The organism is Actinoalloteichus sp. AHMU CJ021, from assembly GCF_002895405.1.
GTDB classification, from domain to species: Bacteria; Actinomycetota; Actinomycetes; order Mycobacteriales; family Pseudonocardiaceae; genus Actinoalloteichus_B; species Actinoalloteichus_B caeruleus.
The window spans coordinates 2836228-2855711 of sequence record NZ_CP025990.1; the positions used below are offsets into that span (position 1 = coordinate 2836228).

Genomic DNA, 19484 nt, shown 5'->3' on the forward strand with positions numbered 1-19484 from the left:
GGAGCGGGTAGCGGCTGGGGCGGCTCACCGGCGGGTTAGGGTCTCCCGGTGTCCGACATCGAGCTGGCCGACTACCCGCTGATCGCCGCGGGCAAGGTGCGTGAGCTGTACTCCGTGGACGACGACCACCTGCTGCTGGTCGCCTCGGACCGCATCTCCGCGTACGACTTCGTGCTGGAGACGCCCATCCCCGACAAGGGGCGGGTGCTGACCGCGATGAGCGTGTTCTGGTTCGAGCTGCTGGCCCAGCGGGTGCCCCACCTGGCCAACCACCTGGTGGCCTGGGACGACCCGCGCATCCCCTCGGAGGTCCGGGGAAGGGCGCTGCTGGTCCGCCGGCTGGAGATGCTGCCGGTGGAGTGCGTGGCGCGGGGCTACCTGGCCGGCTCGGGCACCGCCGACTACCGGCGCACGGGAGCGGTCTGCGGTATCGAGCTGCCGGCCGGCCTGGTCGAGGCGTCCCGCCTCCCCGAGCCGATCTTCACCCCGGCCACCAAGGCCGAGATCGGCGAACACGACGAGAACGTGTCCTTCGACGCCGTGGTGGGCACCGTGGGCCGGGAACGAGCCGAGGAGCTGCGGGCGACCACGCTGGCCGTGTACTCGGCCGCCGCCGAGCACGCCGAGAGCCGGGGACTGGTCCTGGCCGACACCAAGTTCGAGTTCGGCACCGACGCCGGTGGCCGGCTCGTGCTCGGGGACGAGGTCCTCACCCCCGACTCCTCCCGCTACTGGCCGGCCGACGAGTACGAGCCGGGCCGGGTGCAGCACGCCTTCGACAAGCAGTTCGTGCGGGAGTGGCTGACCTCCCCGGAGTCCGGTTGGGACCGCGCCTCGGAGGTGCCGCCCCCCGCGCTGCCCGCCGAGGTGGTGGCCACCACCCGCCAGCGGTACGTCACCGCCTACGAGCGGATCACCGGTCGCTCCCTCACCGACTGGCCGACCGCCGGCTGAGACCGGCCGAACGCGGTTCGGGCGAGTGGCCGGCCTCCCCGCCGGGGTCAGACCGCCGTGGCCTCGCCACGGGGCAGCACCCGCACCCGGGTGCCCTCGGGGGCCAGCTCGGTGAACCGGTCGTAGTGCATCCTCGGCATGGCCAGCACCGCCTCGTGGATGGGGACGGCCAGCCGGGGCTGGACGGCGCGGAGGTAGTCCACCGCCTCGGAGAGCTTCATCCAGGGCGCCGCCGTGGGCAGTGCCAGCACGTCCACCGCCTGCTCCGGGACGACGAAGGAGTCACCGGGGTGCAGGAACGCTCCCTCGGCCAGCAGGTAGCCGACGTTGGGCAGCCCGGGGAGGTCCGGGTGGATGACGGCGTGCGTGCCGCCGACCGCCCGCACCGGCAGGCCGGCGACCGTGATCACGGCGTCGGGGGTCGCCAGGTGGGGCCGGAGCCCGGCCGAGGTGAGCGCCTCGGCGGACCCGGGGTCGGCGATCAGCGTGGCGCCCGGGTTCGCCTGGAGCAGCGCGGGCAGGCGGTCGAGGTCGAGGTGGTCGGGGTGCTTGTGCGTGATGAGGACGGCGTCCAGGTCGCGGGCCTCCTCGAAGCCCGAGGAGAAGGCCCCCGGGTCGAACAGCAACCTGGCCTGGTCGGTGGCGACCAGCAGGCACGAGTGCCCGAAGTGTGTGAGGTGCACGGCGACTCCCCCTCGACGCGGACGGTGGGCCGCCCGGCCTGCCACCCGGACGGCCCCAGGGCATCCACCACGCTAGCGGGCGGACCGCCGTCGTTCAGCAGGCGATCCGCCCACCTGCGAGGACGGCGGGGCGGGGGTGCCGGCGCGGGTGGAACCGCCGCGCACCGCGTCCCGCCGGGCAGCCGACGCAAGAGCCCCCGCCACGGCCCGGAGCCGCACGGGCGGATGGCCGTCGACGGCGTTCCTGGTGCCGCGAGACGACCGCCACGACGGGTGTCCTCGCTGTTCGGCGGAATTCCCCGCTGAAACGGGTCCGCCACCGGTCGTGAGGTGTTCTCCGGTGGTGGTGGAAGGAATCCCGCCGGGAGGAAATCGGTGTCCCCGACATTCCGCCGGACATTTCCGGCCCCTTCAGTCCGTATTTCCGGTGCGGCGTCGTGCGGAAAGCGGTACCGAGGGAACCAGGTACCGCATACCATCACCTCACCGCGTGGCCGCGCATCGGTCGCGGCTGGATTCTCGATGGGGGACCGTGCTGGTGGGGAAATTACGAGGCATGCCGCCGCCGACGTGTGAACAGGACCAGGTCGAGCCTTCTGGGAGGGCGGCTCGGGTCGGGCTTGGGAGATTCCCCGGTGCCCGTCCGTCCGGTCGCCACGGGCGCGCCGCGTCGGCGGGACCAGCCGCGCGAGTCGCCGATCGACGGTTCCACGGCGGCTCTGGTCGGCGAGCCGGAGCCGGCGCGGGGAGCGCGGCGGCCAGGGGCCGGGGGTTCTAGTATGCGTCCACCCGGAGTGGGTCTGATGACACTGGTGCTCTGCCTGTCAGTGGGTGGCGACAGTTCTCCACGGATCAGTGATGTGCGAATCGGGGGTGTCGGTTCTCGGCTCTGCCAGAGCGACGTGAACGGTGAGACGTTCATGACGTTCAGCAGCGGGCTGGAGAACGAGGGTGGCCGCACGGTGCGGGTGACCGGGGCGTCGCTGCTGAACGAGGAGAATTTCACGCTGGTGGAGATGCTCCTCGTGCCGGTTCCGGAACCGGAGGAGAACGGCGACATCCTCCTCGTCCCCTACCAGGGCGGTGGGTACCCGTCCGACGAGATGATCGCCGACACCTCCTCTGAGAACGGGCAGGAGGCCTGGGCGGCGCGGGTTCCCGTCGTGGGCGCGGAGATCGAGCCGGGTGTGGAGTGGACCTTGACGACGATCGCCGAGCGGACGGCGGAGTCCGCGTCGACGGACGGGGTGCGGCTGTTCTACGAGGACGACCGGGGGCGGGAGTACTACTCGGATTCCACGCTCCGGGCCGAGATGCGGCCGGAGTGTTCCTTCGACTGATCGCGTCGCTTCCTCACGGTGTCCTGAGCTGGTAGCTGGTGGCCTCGACCAAGGTTTTCTGGTCGGGGCCACCATCCTCTCGCTCGTGATCCTGGTTCCAGCGGTCAATGGGTGGAGATGCTCCTCGTGCCGGTTCCGGAGCCGGAGGAGAGCGGCGACATCCTCCTCGTCCCCTACCAGGGCGGTGGGTACCCGTCCGACGAGATGATCGCCGACACCTCCTCTGAGAACGGGCAGGAGGCCTGGGCGGCGCGGGTTCCCGTCGTGGGCGCGGAGATCGAGCCGGGTGTGGAGTGGACCTTGACGACGATCGCCGAGCGGACGGCGGAGTCCGCGTCGACGGACGGGGTGCGGCTGTTCTCCGAGGACGACCGGGGGCGGGAGTACTACTCGGATTCCACGCTCCAGGTCAGCATGGAACCCAGGTGCTCCTGAGGCGAGGAGGGAGGCCCCGCTCCGGGGACTGAGCTCTCCGTCGTGGCCGCGTCCGCGCTGGTTCCAGGGGCGGTGGGCACCGAGTGGCCGGACGCGGCGGAGATCCAGCATCACCCCTGGATCGAGTGAAGGAGGCGGTCAGCGGGTCGGCCGCCGAGCGGGGCGGACGACGCTGCCCGGCAGGGTCACCCCGCCGCTTCCACCCGCAGCCGCTCCGCGCCGATCCGCCCGATGCGGCCCCGTCCCCACTCGCCGAGGGGCGCCAGGGCCTCGTTCAGCGACCTCCCGTGCCCGGTGAGGGAGTACTCGACCCTCGGCGGCACCTCCCGGTACACCTCCCGGTGCACCAGGCCGTCGTCCTCCATCTCCCGCAGGTGTTGGACCAGCATCTTCTCGCTCACCCCCGGTAGGCCACGGCGCAGCTCGGCGAACCGGCGCACCCCGTGGTGGTCCAGCTCCCAGAGGATCAACGCCTTCCACTTCCCGCTGACCACGTCCATCGCGGCGTCGATCCCGCAGACGTAGGGCCCACGGCGGTTCCGGTTCCCCATCGGCTCCTCCACCACTTACTTCCTGGTGAGTACCCCACTAATTAGTCGGTACTTCCCGACCCTAGCCGCCCGGGGAAAGGATGGCGGCACCACACGGGAACGAGAGGGAGCGACGAGGAGATGTCGAACGACGAGGGCGTCCGGGTCAGCGTGCTGGGCCTGGGGGAGATGGGCCGTGCGCTGGCGGCCGCGCTGGTGGATGCCGGGCACCATGTGACGGTGTGGAACCGCACCCCGGGCCGGGGCGCGACCCTCGCCGAGCGGGGAGCGGTGGTCGTGGACGGCGCGCGGGAGGCGGTGACGGCCTCGGACCTCGTCGTGGTCTGCCTGCTCGGCCACGACTCGGTGCGGGAGGTGCTGGACCCGGTCGCAGCCCAGCTCGGCGGTCGGACCGTGGTGAACCTGACCACGACGACCCCCGAGCAGGCCAGGGAGTCGGCCCGATGGGCGGCCGAGCACGGGATCGGCTACCTGGACGGCGGGATCATGGCGGTGCCACCCATGATCGGGCAGCCGGGGTCCACCGTGCTCTACAGCGGCTCGCGGGAGGTCTTCGACCGGTACCGCCCGGTGCTCGACCTGTGGGGGGAGAGCGCCTTCCACGGGGAGGACGCCGGGCTCGCCTGCCTCTACGACCTCGCCCTGCTCGCGGGCATGTACGTGATGTTCGCCGGGTTCGCGCAGGGCGTGGCGATGGTGCGCCCGACGGGGATGTCCGCGACGGAGTTCGCGGGGATGGCCGCGCCGTGGTTGAGCGCGATGACCACGGGTTTCGCCGGTTACGCCTCGGTCGTCGACGGCGGCGACTACGCCGTGCCGGGTCAGCAGAGCCTGAACTTCTCCGACCTCGGCTACCTGGTGGAGGCCACTCGGGAGCAGGGGGTGGACACCGGGCTGATCTCGGCGGTGCAGTCGCTGATCCGGCGGCAGATCGACGCCGGGCACGGGGACGAGGGCTTCATCCGGATCGTGGAGAGCCTGCGGGCCGCGGGCTGAGCCGGGGTTCCCGGGGCCGCCCGGACCGGGTGGTTCGGGCGGCCCGAACGGTTCAGCGGCGGATGGTGACGTGGTCGGGGGTCAGTTCGGCGACGCTGTTCACCCCGAGGAGCTGCATGGTGCGGGTGATCTCCGCGCGGAGGATGTCCACGGACTTCGCCACGCCCCGCTCCCCGCCGGCCATCAGCCCGTACAGGTAGGCGCGGCCCACCATGCAGGCGCGGGCGCCGAGGGCCAGGGCGGCGACGATGTCCGCACCGCTGGTGATGCCGGTGTCCAGGTAGACCTCGGTGCGCTCCCCGACGGCCCCGACGACGGTGGGCAGCAGTTCCAGCGGGGTGGGCGCGCGGTCCAGCTGGCGGCCGCCGTGGTTGGACAGCACGACGGCGTCCGCGCCGTGCTCGACGACGTCGAGTGCGTCGGGCAGGCTCTGGATGCCCTTGATGACGAGCTTCCCCGGCCAGATGTCCCGCAGCCACCGCAGGTCCTCGATGGTGACGGTCGGGTCGAACATCTTGTTCAGCAGCTCGGCCACCGTGCCGTCCCAGTGCCGCACCGAGGCGAAGGTGAGCGGCTCCGTGGTGAGCAGGTTGATCCACCACGCCGGGTGCATGGCGCCGTCGAGGACGGTGCGGGGGGTGAGGGCGGGCGGGATGGACATGCCGTTGCGGACGTCGCGGAGCCGGGCGCCGGCGACCGGGACGTCCACCGTCAGCACCAACGCCTCGTAGCCGGCGTCCCAGGCACGGCGGACGAGGTTCTCGCTGGCCTCGCGGTCCTTCCACACGTAGAGCTGGAACCACTTGCGGGCGTCCGGTCCGGCGGTGGCCACGTCCTCGATGGAGGTGGTGCCCATCGTGGAGAGGGCGTAGGGGATGCCGATGCGTTCCGCGACGCGGACGACCGCCCGTTCCCCCTCGTGGTTCATCATCCGGGTGAAGCCGGTGGGGGCGAAGGTGAAGGGCAGCGAGGAGGGGGCGCCGAGGATGTCCACGGCGGTGTTCGGGGAGGACACGTCCCGCAGCACCCGAGGGTTGAACTGGATGTCCCGGAAGAGCCGGCGCGCCCGCAGCAGGCTGACCTCGCCCTCGGCGGCGCCGTCGGTGTAGTCGAACACGGCCCGGGGGGTCCGTTTCCTGGCGATCGTCCGCAGGTCGCCGATGGTGTGGGCCCGGTCCAGCCTGCGCTCGGTGGGGTTGAGCTTGGGGACCTGCGGGCGCAGCAGCGGCGCGAACTCGGACCAGCGGGGCAGGCGGCGCTCGGACACGGACGGGACCTCCGGCGTGGACGTGTGACGTGCACCGCGCCCAGGCGCGGTGGCTCTCGAGGGCGGCCCGGCGGGCTCGCCGCGTCGCGGGACCGGCCGCAGGGCCATCCGCTGACGCTACCCCCGGGGAGGCCCGCCTGGCTCGTCCCTGGCCACAGCAGGCCGCGCACCCGGTGGCCCTCCGGTGCGAGGCCCAGTAGCTCCGAACGGACGATCTCGACCGACGACCGACGGAGTTTTCGTCACAGTGTGTGATCAAGCTTCTCACGACCCGTATCAACGGGTGAGTTCGTCGCTCGGCTAGGCTCGTGCGGTACCGCCGACCTGAACTAGCCAGGAGCATCGACCGTGGCCCGAGTCGTCGTCGACGTCATGCCCAAGCAGGAGATCCTCGACCCCCAGGGACAGGCGGTGGCGGGAGCGCTACCCCGGCTGGGTTTCGAGGGCGTGACGAGCGTCCGCCAAGGAAAGCACTTCGAACTGGAAGTCGACGACGACGTCGACGACGAGACCCTCGAGCGGATCGCCGAGACCCTGCTCGCGAACCCCGTCATCGAGGACTGGACCGTCCGCCGCGTGACCGTGGAGTCCGCCGACGGCTCCGTGGCGGGGGCCGTCTGATGCGCGTCGGTGTCATCACCTTCCCCGGCACCCTCGACGACGTCGACGCGGCCCGCGCGGTGACCACCGCCGGCGCCGAGGCCGTCCCGCTGTGGCACGGTGACGCCGACCTCCGCGGGGTCGACGCCGTCATCGTGCCGGGCGGCTTCTCCTACGGCGACTACCTGCGCTGCGGAGCGATCGCGAGGTTCGCCCCCGTGATGGGCGAGGTCGTCACCGCCGCCCGGGGCGGCATGCCGGTGCTGGGCATCTGCAACGGCTTCCAGATCCTCTGCGAGGCCGGCCTGCTGCCCGGTGCCCTGGTGCGCAACTCGGGGTTGCACTTCGTGTGCCGCGACCAGTGGCTGCGGGTGGAGAACACCACCAGCGCCTGGACCACCCGGTATGACCGGGGCGCCGAGATCCTCGTGCCGTTGAAGTCCGGTGAGGGCCGGTACGTGGCCGACGAGGCGACGCTGGACCGGCTGGAGGGCGAGGGGCGGGTGGCCTTCCGCTACGTCGGCGAGAACCGCAACGGCGCGCTGCGCGACATCGCGGGCATCACCGACGAGCGCGGCCGTGTCCTGGGCCTGATGCCGCACCCCGAGCACGCCATCGACGCCCTCACCGGGCCCAGCGACGACGGGCTCGGCATGTTCCTTTCCCTCCTCGACACAGTGGTGACCGCGTGACCAGCACCGATCTGACCGGCCAGCAGACCGCCGCCCCTGTCGACACCGTCGACCATGCCGCCGCCACCCCGGGCCTGCCGCAGCCCTACCGGGAACTGGGCCTGAAGGACGACGAGTACCAGCGGATCCGGGCCATCCTCGGCCGGCGCCCCACCGACGCCGAGCTCGCGATGTACTCGGTGATGTGGAGCGAGCACTGCTCGTACAAGTCGTCCAAGGTCCACCTGCGCTACTTCGGGGAGACGACCACCGAGGAGATGCGGGCCGGGATGCTCGCCGGCATCGGCGAGAACGCCGGCGTGGTCGACATCGGCGACGGGTGGGCGGTCACCTTCAAGGTGGAGTCGCACAACCACCCCTCCTACGTGGAGCCGTACCAGGGCGCGGCGACCGGCGTCGGTGGCATCGTCCGGGACATCCTGGCGATGGGCGCCCGACCGGTCGCGGTGGCCGACCCGCTGCGCTTCGGCCCGGCTGACGCCCCGGACACCCGCCGGGTGCTGCCCGGGGTCGTCGCCGGCGTGGGCGGCTACGGCAACTGCCTGGGACTGCCCAACATCGGCGGTGAGGTCGTCTTCGACGAGACCTACGCGGGCAACCCGCTGGTCAACGCCCTGTGCATCGGGTCGATGCGGGTCGAGGACCTGCACCTGGCCCACGCGTCCGGCGTGGGCAACAAGGTGATCCTGTTCGGTGCGCGGACCGGCCTGGACGGCATCGGCGGCGTCTCCGTGCTCGCCTCGGACTCCTTCTCCGGGGACGAGACCGGGTCGGGCCGCAAGAAGCTGCCCAGCGTGCAGGTCGGCGACCCGTTCACGGAGAAGGTGCTCATCGAGTGCTGCCTGGAGCTGTTCCGGGACCGGCTGGTCGTGGGTATCCAGGACCTGGGCGGTGCTGGCCTGTCCTGCGCCACCTCCGAACTGGCCTCCGCGGGTGACGGCGGGATGCGGGTCGAGCTGGACCGAGTGCCGCTGCGCGCGAGCGGGATGACGCCGGCCGAGATCCTCTCCAGCGAGTCGCAGGAGCGGATGTGCGCCGTCGTCCGGCCCGAGGACGTCGACGCGTTCCTCCGGGTCTGCGCGAAGTGGGACGTGACCGCCACCGTGATCGGTGAGGTCACCGAGGTGAGCGAGGAGGAGGCGGCCCGGGGTGGTCGTCTCGAGATCACCTGGCACGGCGAGACGGTCGTCGACTGCCCGCCGCGCACCGTCGCCCACGAGGGCCCGGTGTACCAGCGGCCGGTGGAGCGGCCGGCCGACCAGGACGAGCTCATCGCCGACACCACCGAGGCCCTGGCCCGCCCGAGCGGTCCCGAGGAACTGCGCGAGACGGTGCTCCGCATGATCTCCTCGCCGAACCTGGCGAGCCGCGCCTGGGTGACCGACCAGTACGACCGGTACGTCCGGGGCAACACGGTGCTGGCCCAGCCCGCCGACAGCGGCATGATCCGCATCGACGAGACGACCGGTCGGGGCGTCGCGGTCGCCACCGACTGCAACGGCCGCTACTGCCGGCTCGACCCGTACACCGGCGCCCAGCTCGCGTTGGCCGAGGCGTACCGGAACGTGGCGGCCGGCGGGGCCACCCCCGCCGCCGTGACGAACTGCCTGAACTTCGGCTCCCCGGAGGACCCCGGGGTGATGTGGCAGTTCGAGCAGGCCGTGCGCGGGCTGGCGGACGGCTGCCGTGAGCTGGGCATCCCCGTCACCGGCGGCAACGTGAGCTTCTACAACCAGACCGGGTCGACGGCGATCCTGCCGACGCCGGTCGTGGGTGTGCTCGGCGTGATCGACAACGTCCGCCGGCGCGTCCCCACCGGTTTCGGCACCGAGCCCGGCGAGACGCTGCTGCTGCTCGGCGAGACCCGGGACGAGTTCGACGGCTCGGAGTGGGCACGGGTCGCGCACGGCCACCTGGGCGGGGTTCCGCCGAGGGTCGACCTGGGCCGGGAGCGGCTGCTTGCCGAGGTCGTCATCGCCGGTTCGCGGGACGGCATGTTGTCGGCCGCCCACGACCTGTCCGAGGGCGGGTTGGCCCAGGCGGTGGTGGAGTCCGCGTTGGCCGGTCAGACCGGGTGCCGCGTCGTGTTGCCGGAAGGCGCCGATCCCTTCGTGTGGCTCTTCTCCGAGTCGGCCGGTCGGATGCTGGTGGCGGTTCCCCGGTCCGAGGAGCTGCGGTTCACCGACATGTGCCAGGCCAGGGGCCTGCCGGTCACGAAGGTCGGCGTGGTGGACCCGGAGTCGGACGCCGTGGAGATCCAGGGCGTGGCGACGTTCGGGCTGGACGAGCTGCGGACCGCCTGGGAGGGCACGTTGCCCGCGCTGTTCGACTGAGCCGACTCGTCGGTGCGGACCGGCCGGCCGGTGGCCCCCGCGGTGGGTCGCCGGCCGGCCGCTTTCGTGGGGCCACCCGCGCTGGGCGCGGCGGAGCTCGCCTCCCCGGCCCCGTGCGGTGGGGGTCGGCGGCGGATGCCCTTCGCTGGTGCCGCGCCCGCGTTCCTGGTGTCCCCACACGTCCGGTCCCGGTCGAGTGGGGCTCGACCGGGACCGGGGGTGGGTGCCATGCCGGGTTGTCAGCCGTTGGCCAGTGCCTGGAGGCGGTCGTACGCGCCGTTGAACCAGTTCTGGTCGCCGGGGAAGATCCCGCTGTCGTTGTACTGCCAGATGGTGTGGAAACCCCAGCCGCTGGGCAGTTCTCCCACCGAGCTGGAGTACCTGGCCAGCCACAGCGGGTTGGTGCCGCCGAACGCGGAACTGTTGCCCGTGCAGGTCTTCCACCAGCTGGTGCTGGTGTAGATGGTCGGGTACCGGGTGGTCAACCGGTGGTACTCGTTGCTGAAGTCCCTGATCCACTGGACCATCGCCGACTGGCTCAGCCCGTAGCAGGTGTTGCCGTAGGGGTTGTACTCGATGTCCAACGCGCCAGGCAGCGTCTTGCCGTCCTTGGACCACCCGCCGCCGTTCTTCACGAAGTACTGGGCCTGGGCAGCCCCACTGGAGCGGTCGGGCAACGCGAAGTGGTAGGAACCCCGGATGAGGCCGTGGTCGTAGGAGCCGTTGTACTGCTGGGTGTGGTACGGGTTCTTGAACCCCGTTCCCTCGGTGGCCTTGACGTAGGCGAACTTGCCGCCGTTGCGGACGACGCCGGCCCAGTCCACGTTCTTCTGCCACCCGCTGACGTCGAGGCCGTGCGTCTGCGTGACGCTCGCGGCCCTGGCGTCCGGGACGCCGCCGTCCCGCCCCTCGTGCTTGGCGATCTGGGAGCCGGCCCAGTGGCCCATCGGACCGGCGGGGTGTTCCGCCTGCTCCGCCTGTTCCGACTGCTGGGCCTGTCCCGCCTGCTGCGCGGCACCGGTCGGTTCGTCCTGCTCCTGACCGGCCGCGGCCGGAGTTAACAACGCGATCAGCACCGTGGCGGCCGATCCGATCGCCAGTCCGATTCGTGCCGGTAGCCGACGGGCTCCGCTGCTGGTTCTCAACATGCACCCCCACGCCATGGGTATCGGAACGGGAACTGCGTCGCGCCAGCCGGCGAACCGGACCAGCGATGTCAATGAATGACAGGAATTCGTAGGCTGTCGTGATTTTCCCACGGAGCCTATAGCAGGTTTGCCGCATTTGCCCGGTGGTGCGGCCGCGGCCGCCGAGGGTCGCGGCGTCGAATGTCGCATCCGCGACGGCCGCCGGCACTCCAGGACCGGGCCGGGTGGATCCGTCTCGTGGGTGACGCCGCCCGGGTCGGGGCAGGCGCTGCCAGCGCGGAGACCGCTTCGGCGGTGGTGGTCGGACCCGTGGAATGCAGCGATTCGGTGAGTTGTGACGCGACGTATGCTGATCCCCGGTCGGGTGAGAAACGGGGCGGGGGAGCTGCTTTGGACGCCACACGTCCGCGGGGAGTGCCATCCGAAGTTGACCTTCAGCGGCCGAATGTCGCCCGAATGCATGACTACTACCTGGGTGGTGCGCACAACTTCGCCGCCGACCGGGAATTGGCCGACGGGGTGCTGCGGATCTTTCCCCGAGCCTCCGAGCTGGCCATGACGAACAGGTTCTTCCTGCGGGACGCCCTGCGGCGCATGCACGCGGCGGGCATCCGGCAGTTCCTCGACCTCGGCGCCGGTATCCCCACCGTCGGCGCGCTCCACGCCGTCGCCCAGGACCTGGACCCGGCCTGCCGCGTGCTCGCCGTCGACCGGGAGGCGGTCGTCGTCTCGCGCACCAGGGCGCTGCTCGCCGACAACCCGTTCGCGGACGTGGTCCAGGCCGACCTGCGGGATGTCGACCTCGTTCTCGGTAGCGCCCCGGGCCGTCGGCTCATTGACGGGGAAAAGCCGCTCGGAATTCTGGTCGGCGGTGTTCTGCATTTCCTTTCCGAGAGCGACGAACCGGAAAAGGCGATATTCGACTACCACCGGGAGGTCGCCCCCGGAAGTCACCTGGCCCTGTCCCACATCGTTTTCTCCCGGCAGGGCGACGACGGCTGCCCCCCGGGCGCGCGCGAGCGGATCGGCGACCTCTACGCCCGCAGTTCCGGCGCCCTGGAGTGGCGCACCCTCCCGGAGGTGGCCCGGCTGTTCGGCCCCTTCTCGCTGGTGGACCCGGGCCTGGCCCCCCTGGGGTGCTGGCGCACCGGTGAGTACGTGGCCGACTCGGCCAGCCCCCCGTTGCCCGCGGTGGCCGGATTGGCCCGCAAGAGATGAATCACTTTCCGATCCGGTGCGGGCACGGTTTCCTGGCGGACCCGTGGGCCGGCCCGGCGCCGGAAACCGGCTGCTGGCCGGTAACCTCCGAAAAAGCGGTCGGACCCGGTACCGTCAGGTGCTTCGGATGCTGTCAGACGTGTGGTGACGACGAGAGGTGCGGTTGTGCGATGCCCCAGCGGGTCGCCTGACGAGGACGGCCGTGACGCGACGGCCGCGACCCCCCACCGCCGGGTGGCCGGGGTCGTCCCGATGGCCTGGGGCGCGGTGCCGCAGCGTCGTTCCCGCTCGGGCGTTAGGGTCGAGCCCGTGAAGGGCGACGACGTGTGTCGGACCTCGGCCCGACTCCTGGTGCTGCCACGACCGGCGGGCGCGCTCTGATGTCCGAGCACACGGAGGGCCGGGTCCGGGATCTCCCCCCGGGCCAGGAGGTGGAGCGCCTGGATGCGGCCTGCGAGCGTTTCGGCCGTGACTGGGCGGCCCTGGTGTCCGGTACCAGCTACGTCTCCATGTCCAGATCGGAGATGGTCGAGTTCCTGAGCCGCCTCGCACGCCGTCTCCTCACCGCCCTGTCGACCGAACCCTTCGTGGCCCGGCCGGGCTGGGAGGTGGGCGCCGAGCTGGTCGAGGCCCACTTCACCTCTCCCGCCAGCATCGAACGGACGCTGGTGCTCGTCGGAACGGAACTCGTCGGTTCCCTGCCGGGCACGGACGTGCCCCGGGGCCGGGTCTCCGCCATCCAGGGAGCGGTCGCCGCGGGCTACGCCAACGCGCTCCGACAACGGACCCTGGAGGAACAGGAGGCGATCCGGGAGGCCGTCCTCGACGCGAGGCAGCAGGCCGAGGCGGCGCTGCGGGCCAGTGAGGCGCGGTTCCGGGCGCTGTTCAGCGACGCGGCCGTCGGCATCGGTCTCGCCGACCTCGACGGCACCTTCCTCGACGTCAACGTCTCGCTCCAACGGATGCTCGGCTACTCCCGGGACGAGTTGCTGCGCACGAACCTGCGCAAGTTCATGCACGCCGGGGACGCGGAGTCGACCTGGGAGGCGTACCGGCAACTCGCCAGGGGCGACCGCGAGTACTTCCAGGTGGACAAGCAGTTCTTCGGCAACGACGGTTCCGCCGTCTGGACCAACCTCACGATGTCCCTCGTCCGCGACGCCGACGGCCGGCCCCAGTACCTCGTCGCCATGGTCGAGGACGTCACCGACCGGCACGAGCTCCAGAACAGGCTCAAGTACCAGGCGCTCCACGACCCGCTCACCGGCCTGGCCAACCGGGCGTTGCTGCTCGACCGGCTGGCACGCGTCTTCAGCAACCCGCCCGTCGGACAACGGGTCGGCCTCTGCTTCCTCGACCTGGACGGCTTCAAGGTCATCAACGACAGCCTCGGCCACCACGTCGGCGACGAACTCCTGGTCGCGGTGGGACGCCGACTGGCCGAGTGCGTCAACGGCGAGCACTGCCTGGTGGCCCGGATGGGCGGTGACGAGTTCGTCGTCCTCGTCGAGGACTCCACGGGCACCGAGCAGATCGTGGAGCTGGCGGACCGGGTGCTGACGTTGCTCAACCAACCGATCCGGATCGGCGGCCACCAGCTGTCGGTGTCGGCCAGCATCGGCATCGTGGAGCGCCCGGTGGTCAGCGGGGAGTCCGCCGACCTCATCCGCGACGCCGACGTGACCCTGTACTGGGCCAAGTCCGAGGGCAAGAGCCGGTGGGCGGTCTACGACCCCGAGCGCAACGCTCGGGAGGTGGCGCGGTTCCGCCTGTCCGCGACCATGCCGGCGGCGCTGGAGCGGGAGGAGTTCTTCGTCGACTACCAGCCGCTCGTCCGCCTGGCCGACAACGCGGTCGTGGGCGTGGAGGCACTGGTGCGGTGGCGGCACCCGGAGCACGGCCTGCTCTCACCCGACCGCTTCATCGGGCTGGCGGAGGAGACCGGGCTGATCGTCCAGCTCGGTCGCTGGGTCCTGGAGCACGCCTGCCAGCAGGCCAGCCGCTGGCAGCGGGAGTTCGGTCCCGCCGCGCCCTACGTCAGCGTCAACCTGGCCGCCCGGCAGTCGCGGGACCCCGGCCTGGTCAACGACGTGGAGTCGATCCTGCGGGACACGGGTATCCCGCCGACCGGTCTCCAGCTGGAGCTCACCGAGAGCGCGGTCATGGGAACGGCCGACGACCAGCTCGACGCGCTCCGCCGCCTCTACGAGATGGGTGTGCGGATCGCCATCGACGACTTCGGCACCGGGTACTCGAACCTCGCCTACCTGCGACGCCTCCCGGTGCACGAACTGAAGATCGCCGGTTCCTTCGTGGAGGGGCTGCGCGCACCCGACAAGCCGGCGGACCCGGTGGACAAGCAGATCGTCGGCGCGCTGGTGACGCTGGCGCACGCGCTCGGCCTGACCGTCACGGCCGAGGGTGTCGAGACGAGGGCCCAGGCCGAGCGGTTGCGGGACATCGGCTGCGAGTCGGGGCAGGGCTGGTTCTTCGCGCGACCAGGGCCGCCGGAGACCATCAGCAGGTTCCTGCGGGAAGGGCTCTTCTGACCGGACCCCGTGCCACCGGCGGGGCGGCCTGGCGGTGGTGGTGACCTGCCCGACCAGCGCCAGGCCGGACCTCAGCTGGCGCGGCGGACCCGACGCCGGTCCCGGTGGTGGCGGCCGTGCTCCCGGTCGGAGAGCAGGATCGCCGAGTTCACCAGCGCCAGGTGGCTGAACGCCTGCGGGAAGTTCCCGACGAGCCGCTGACTCGCCGGGTCGTACTCCTCGGCGAGCAGCCCGACGTCGTTGGCGTGTCCCAGCAGGCGTTCGAACTCCTCGGTCGCCTCGGCCACCCGGCCGCCGAGCGCCAACGCGTCCACGTGCCAGAACGAGCAGGCGAGGAAGGCACCCTCCCCGCCGGGGAGGCCGTCCACCGCCGACACGTCCCGAGGAGTGGCGTACCGGGCGAGCAGGCCGTCCGTCCGCAGCCGCGTCTCCACCTCGCGGATCGTGCTCGCCATCCTCGGGTCGGTGGCCGGCAGGAAACCGACCGCCGGCATCAGCAGGGTCGCCGCGTCGACCTCGCCGCTGCCGTAGTACTGGGTGAACGCCCCCACCTCCGGGTTCCACGCCCGGGTGAGCACCTCCTCCCGGACCCGGTCCCGCACCGACCGCCACCGGTCGACGGGGCCCGGTAGCCCGTGGTCCTCGACCGCCCGCACCGCCCGGTCGAAGGCGACCCAGGTCATGACCCGGGAGTGGGTGAACCGCCTCGCCGGCCCCCGCACCTCCCAGAGGCCGTGGTCGGGTCGCCGCCACCGGGTCTCCAGATCGGCGAGCAGGGCCCGCTGCACCTCCCACGACTCGGCCGTGTCGCCAAGGCCGCGCTCCCTGGCCAGGTGCAGGGCGTCCATGACCTCGCCGTACACGTCGAGCTGGAGCTGCCTGTGCGCCGCGTTGCCGATCCGGACCGGCCGGGAGCCCTCGTAGCCGGGCAGCCAGTCGGCCGTCCACTCCACCAGCTGGCGCTCACCCCGGATGCCGTACGCGATCTGGAGGTCGCCAGGGTCCCCGGCCACGGCCCGCCGCAACCACCGCCGCCAGGCCGCCGCCTCCCCGTGGCAGCCGGTGCTGTCCAGCGCGAGCAGGGTGAGGGTGGCGTCCCGCAGCCAGCAGTAGCGGTAGTCCCAGTTCCGCACGCCCCCCAACCGTTCGGGCAGGGAGGTGGTCGGGGCGGCGACCATACCGCCGCTCGGACCGTAGGTGAGCGCCTTGAGCGTCAACAGGGAACGGCGAACGGGCTGCTGGTACGGGCCGTCGTAGTCGATCTGCTCGGCCCAGGTCCGCCAGAACCGTTCGGTCGTCACCAGGTCGGCCGCGACGTCCCGGGGTCCGGGCAGCTCCTCCGGGTCCGGGGACCACTGCATGGACCAGCGGAAGGTCCGCCCTCGGGACACCGGGAACCGGGTGTGGTGGGCGCGGGCCCCCGCCACCGCCACGGGCAGGGGGTCCCCGCGCAGGACAACGGTGTCCGGTCCGGCGACGGCGAGGATGCCCTCGACGCCCCCCTTCCGGGTGCGCCGGACCCACGGTACGGCGGCTCCGTAGGAGAACCGCACCACCCAGCGCATCTCCATCTCCACGCTGCCCCGTAGCCCGGTGACCGAGCGGACCAGCACCGGCTGGTGCGGTCCGCCGTGCGGCGCGGGCGGCATCGCGTCCACGACGAGCACCTGCCCGTCCGGGGTCTCGAACTCCGTCTCCAGCACCAGCGAGTCACCTCGGTAGCGGCGGCGGACCCGGCAGTCACCCGAGGTCGGGGTGAGCGCCCAGTAGCCGTGGCTGTGGTCGCCGAGCAGCCGCGCGAAGCAGGACCCCGCATCGAACCGGGGCAGGCAGAGCCAGTCCACCGAGCCGTCGCGGCCGACCAGCGCAGCGGTGCGGAGATCGGAGAGCAGGGCGTAGTCCTCCACCCGACCCGGACCGCCTCCCGGGACGGGGGACCACCCCGTCCCGGGAGCCCTCCGGTCGACGGCCATGGCCCGAGGCTAGGACGGCGGGGGCACTCCCGCATCCAGGTTCGCCGGCGCCGACCGACCTCGGATCTTCGCTGGTCTCCGTGCGGGCGCGGAGACCACGCGCCGCGCCGGACGCATGTCCCTCGGACGGGTGGGGCGGTGACGGGGCGTGGTTGGGGTGGCCACTGAGGAACGGCGCCGCGGCGCCCCGGTCAGCGCCGCCGCGTCCCGGGAGGGACCGGGCCGGCGGCCCCAGGACCGGCCACCGCCCGTGCCCACCGCCCGTGCCCACCGCGCGTGCCCCACCGCGCGGCACTCCGAGGTGGTGGGAGCCGAACAGCGGCACCCCGGCCATCCCACCCCGACACCCCGGCCATCCCACCCGACCGCTGGGGCCGAGGGGAGTTCGTGGTCAGTCTGCCCAGCCCGCCCGGGACGCGCCCGGGTGCGGGCGGGCGGCGCTCTCCACCGTCGTGGTCACCCGACGGTCGGGGTGGCGACGACATGCGGCCCGGCCCCGGCCGCTCGCCTGTCCGCGCGGAACGGCCAGGTCCTAGGCTGCCCAGGTGCCAGCCCGCCGGTCCGTCGATCCCCACGAACTCCGAGCCGCCGTCACGGCCGTCGCGCCCTGGCTGCGCGGCGAGGCTCCCGAACCCGACCGCCGCGTCCTGGGACAGGCGGTCCGGCTCAGCCTCCGCACCCTGGCCGCCGTCGCGCCGGGCGGGGCCATCGAGGTGCGCGTACCCCCCTTCGCCGCCGTCCAGTGCGGGGAGGGGCCGACCCACAGCCGTGGAACGCCGCCCAACGTGGTCGAGACGGACGCCAGGACGTGGCTGGACCTCGCCACCGGCCGTGCGGAGTGGGACGAAGCGGTGGACTCGGGGCGTGTCTCGGCCTCCGGGAACCGCGCTGACCTGCGAGCTTGGCTACCGATGGTGAAACCGGACGAGTAGGTCGGCGACATGCCTGGCTGGCCCAATTCGCGGCTCGCGGTGCGGTGCCGGGAACGAGTCGGCTTACACTCGAAGACGAACGTGGCGATCCCGGGTGGTCCTCCGCGGCGCGTCCCGCGTCCGGCCCCGGGCACGCCGAGGCATCCAACTCCGTTGTGAGGGAGTTTCCGGTGGTCACCCACCAGCCCGCGGCCGCAAGTGGGTCGCCGTGCCGTTCCGAGTCCTCCGCTACCCCCGTCCCGCCGGGCGTGGCCGCCCAGCCAGGCGACGTGGAGCGGGACGTTCCGCACGAGGAGTGCGGGGTCTTCGGTGTCTGGGCTCCCGGCGAGGAGGTGGCGAAGCTCACCTACTACGGCCTGTACGCCCTGCAACACCGGGGTCAGGAGGCGGCCGGCATCGCGGTAGGGGACGGCTCCAAGCTGGTGGTCTACAAGGACCTCGGCCTGGTCAGCCACGTCTTCGACGAGCAGGTGCTCTCCTCGCTGCGGGGTCACGTCGCCGTCGGCCACAACCGGTACTCGACCACCGGCTCCGGCAGCTGGGAGAACGCCCAGCCCACGTTCCGGACCACGGCCACCGGCAGCGGTCTCGCGCTGGGCCACAACGGCAACCTCGTCAACACCGCGGAACTGGTTGAGCGGCTCCGCGAGCTGACCGAGGGCACGGGCGACGGTGACGGGCGGACCGCCCGGCGGCGGGACGGCAACCCCGAGGCCACCACCGACTCGGACGTCGTCTGCGCGTTGCTGGCGGCCGCCGCCGCCGACACCGGGCTGGAGAACGCCGCGCTGGAGCTGCTGCCCGCCCTGCGGGGAGCGTTCTCGCTCGTCTTCTCCGACGAGACCACCCTCTACGCGGCCCGCGACGCCCAGGGCGTCCGACCGCTCTGCCTCGGCCGGCTCGACCGGGGATGGGTCGTCGCCAGCGAGACGGCCGCCCTCGACATCGTGGGCGCGTCCTTCGTGCGCGAGGTCGAACCGGGCGAACTGGTCGCCATCGACGCGGAGGGACTGCGCAGCAGCCGCTTCGCCCCGCCGGAACCCAAGGGCTGCGTCTTCGAGTACGTGTACCTGGCCCGCCCGGACAGCACCATCTCCGGCCGTTCCGTGCACGCGGCCCGGGTCGCCATCGGGCGGCGGCTGGCGATCGAACACCCCGTGGACGCCGACCTGGTCATCCCGGTCCCGGAGTCCGGCACCCCCGCGGCGGTGGGCTACGCGCAGGAGTCGGGCATCCCCTACGGCCAGGGTCTCGTCAAGAACTCCTACGTCGGCCGGACGTTCATCCAGCCTTCCCAGACCATCCGGCAGCTGGGCATCCGGCTCAAGCTGAACCCGCTGCGCGACGTCATCCGGGGCAAGCGCCTCGTGGTGGTCGACGACTCGATCGTGCGGGGCAACACGCAGCGCGCGCTGGTGCGCATGTTGCGCGAGGCCGGTGCCGTCGAGGTGCACGTCAGGATCGCCTCCCCGCCGGTCCGCTGGCCCTGCTTCTACGGCATCGACTTCGCCTCCCCGGCCGAGCTGATCGCGAACGGGATCGACGAGGACGGGATTCGCCGGTCCATCGGAGCCGACTCGCTCGGTTACGTCTCACTGGACGGGCTGATCGCCGCGTCCGAGCAGCCCAGGACCAGGTTGTGCGCCGCGTGCTTCGACGGCGACTACCCGATCCCGCTGCCGGCCGACCGCATGATCGGCAAGTTTCTGCTCGAGGGTCTTGACGGTGGCGCGGAACGCGGAGTGGCCGGTCCCGCGGAGCCAGCACAGCCGCAAGGCAACGGCGCGGCCGACGCGCTACGTCGGCCATGAGT

The 19484-nt window shown here is 72.0% G+C and carries 16 protein-coding genes; 11 read left to right on the top strand and 5 right to left on the bottom strand.

The annotated features are described in order from the left end of the window. Positions 1 to 48: 48 nt before the first annotated feature. Complete coding sequence (locus C1701_RS12020; RefSeq protein WP_103055933.1) at positions 49 to 954, top strand: phosphoribosylaminoimidazolesuccinocarboxamide synthase; 906 nt, start codon at positions 49 to 51, stop codon at positions 952 to 954. A 47-nt stretch (positions 955 to 1001) separates the two neighbouring features. On the opposite strand, the gene C1701_RS12025 is transcribed toward C1701_RS12020, so the two are convergent. After that, positions 1002 to 1637 carry an MBL fold metallo-hydrolase gene (locus C1701_RS12025; RefSeq protein ID WP_026419700.1) on the bottom strand — a complete coding sequence of 212 codons (636 nt, stop codon included), beginning with the start codon at positions 1635 to 1637 and terminating at the stop codon, positions 1002 to 1004. Between the two features lie 920 nt (positions 1638 to 2557). Here C1701_RS12025 and C1701_RS12030 point away from each other — a divergent pair. Both C1701_RS12030 and C1701_RS12035 read left to right on the top strand, forming a co-directional pair. Next, on the top strand, positions 2558 to 2977 hold the full coding sequence (locus tag C1701_RS12030; RefSeq protein ID WP_103057032.1) for a hypothetical protein: 420 nt from the start codon (positions 2558 to 2560) through the stop codon (positions 2975 to 2977). 117 nt (positions 2978 to 3094) lie between these two features. Continuing rightward, positions 3095 to 3412, top strand: a complete 318-nt coding sequence (locus C1701_RS12035) for a hypothetical protein (protein WP_337662244.1) — start codon at positions 3095 to 3097, stop codon at positions 3410 to 3412. 185 nt (positions 3413 to 3597) lie between these two features. Here C1701_RS12035 and C1701_RS12040 read toward each other — a convergent pair whose 3' ends face one another. Continuing rightward, positions 3598 to 3963, bottom strand: coding sequence for a winged helix-turn-helix transcriptional regulator (locus tag C1701_RS12040; protein WP_026065982.1), 366 nt, complete (start codon positions 3961 to 3963; stop codon positions 3598 to 3600). Between the two features lie 120 nt (positions 3964 to 4083). On the opposite strand from C1701_RS12040, the gene C1701_RS12045 reads away from it, so the two are divergent. Then, on the top strand, positions 4084 to 4959 hold the full coding sequence (locus C1701_RS12045) for an NAD(P)-dependent oxidoreductase (RefSeq protein ID WP_026419697.1): 876 nt from the start codon (positions 4084 to 4086) through the stop codon (positions 4957 to 4959). A 52-nt stretch (positions 4960 to 5011) separates the two neighbouring features. On the opposite strand, the gene C1701_RS12050 is transcribed toward C1701_RS12045, so the two are convergent. After that, complete coding sequence (locus tag C1701_RS12050) at positions 5012 to 6226, bottom strand: alpha-hydroxy acid oxidase (protein WP_030104624.1); 1215 nt, start codon at positions 6224 to 6226, stop codon at positions 5012 to 5014. 348 nt (positions 6227 to 6574) lie between these two features. On the opposite strand from C1701_RS12050, the gene purS reads away from it, so the two are divergent. Genes purS through purL form a run of 3 tightly spaced genes read left to right on the top strand, consistent with a single transcriptional unit; the run spans position 6575 to position 9851 of the window. Then, a complete protein-coding gene (purS, locus tag C1701_RS12055; protein ID WP_016698769.1) occupies positions 6575 to 6847 on the top strand; it encodes a phosphoribosylformylglycinamidine synthase subunit PurS in 273 nt (90 codons plus the stop codon). Next, entirely contained in the window at positions 6847 to 7518 is a 672-nt protein-coding gene (gene purQ / locus C1701_RS12060; protein WP_016698768.1) for a phosphoribosylformylglycinamidine synthase subunit PurQ, read from the top strand. Before purS ends, purQ begins: the two co-directional genes overlap by 1 nt. After that, complete coding sequence (gene purL, locus C1701_RS12065) at positions 7515 to 9851, top strand: phosphoribosylformylglycinamidine synthase subunit PurL (protein WP_337662245.1); 2337 nt, start codon at positions 7515 to 7517, stop codon at positions 9849 to 9851. Before purQ ends, purL begins: the two co-directional genes overlap by 4 nt. A gap of 239 nt (positions 9852 to 10090) precedes the next feature. Here purL and C1701_RS12070 read toward each other — a convergent pair whose 3' ends face one another. Further along, complete coding sequence (locus tag C1701_RS12070) at positions 10091 to 10999, bottom strand: lysozyme (protein WP_211237565.1); 909 nt, start codon at positions 10997 to 10999, stop codon at positions 10091 to 10093. Positions 11000 to 11455: 456 nt separating this feature from the next. On the opposite strand from C1701_RS12070, the gene C1701_RS12075 reads away from it, so the two are divergent. Continuing rightward, positions 11456 to 12217, top strand: coding sequence for an SAM-dependent methyltransferase (locus tag C1701_RS12075; protein ID WP_337662246.1), 762 nt, complete (start codon positions 11456 to 11458; stop codon positions 12215 to 12217). Between the two features lie 380 nt (positions 12218 to 12597). Further along, positions 12598 to 14766: a putative bifunctional diguanylate cyclase/phosphodiesterase gene (locus tag C1701_RS12080; protein WP_026419692.1), complete on the top strand. Its 2169-nt coding sequence runs from the start codon at positions 12598 to 12600 to the stop codon at positions 14764 to 14766. 71 nt (positions 14767 to 14837) lie between these two features. On the opposite strand, the gene C1701_RS12085 is transcribed toward C1701_RS12080, so the two are convergent. Continuing rightward, positions 14838 to 16739: a glycoside hydrolase family 15 protein gene (locus C1701_RS12085; RefSeq protein WP_026419691.1), complete on the bottom strand. Its 1902-nt coding sequence runs from the start codon at positions 16737 to 16739 to the stop codon at positions 14838 to 14840. A gap of 545 nt (positions 16740 to 17284) precedes the next feature. Between C1701_RS12085 and C1701_RS12090 the strand changes: the two genes are divergently transcribed. Both C1701_RS12090 and purF read left to right on the top strand, forming a co-directional pair. Continuing rightward, positions 17285 to 17671 carry a sterol carrier family protein gene (locus C1701_RS12090; protein ID WP_026419690.1) on the top strand — a complete coding sequence of 129 codons (387 nt, stop codon included), beginning with the start codon at positions 17285 to 17287 and terminating at the stop codon, positions 17669 to 17671. Positions 17672 to 17940: 269 nt separating this feature from the next. Continuing rightward, positions 17941 to 19482: an amidophosphoribosyltransferase gene (purF, locus tag C1701_RS12095; protein ID WP_103057034.1), complete on the top strand. Its 1542-nt coding sequence runs from the start codon at positions 17941 to 17943 to the stop codon at positions 19480 to 19482. Positions 19483 to 19484: the final 2 nt, after the last annotated feature.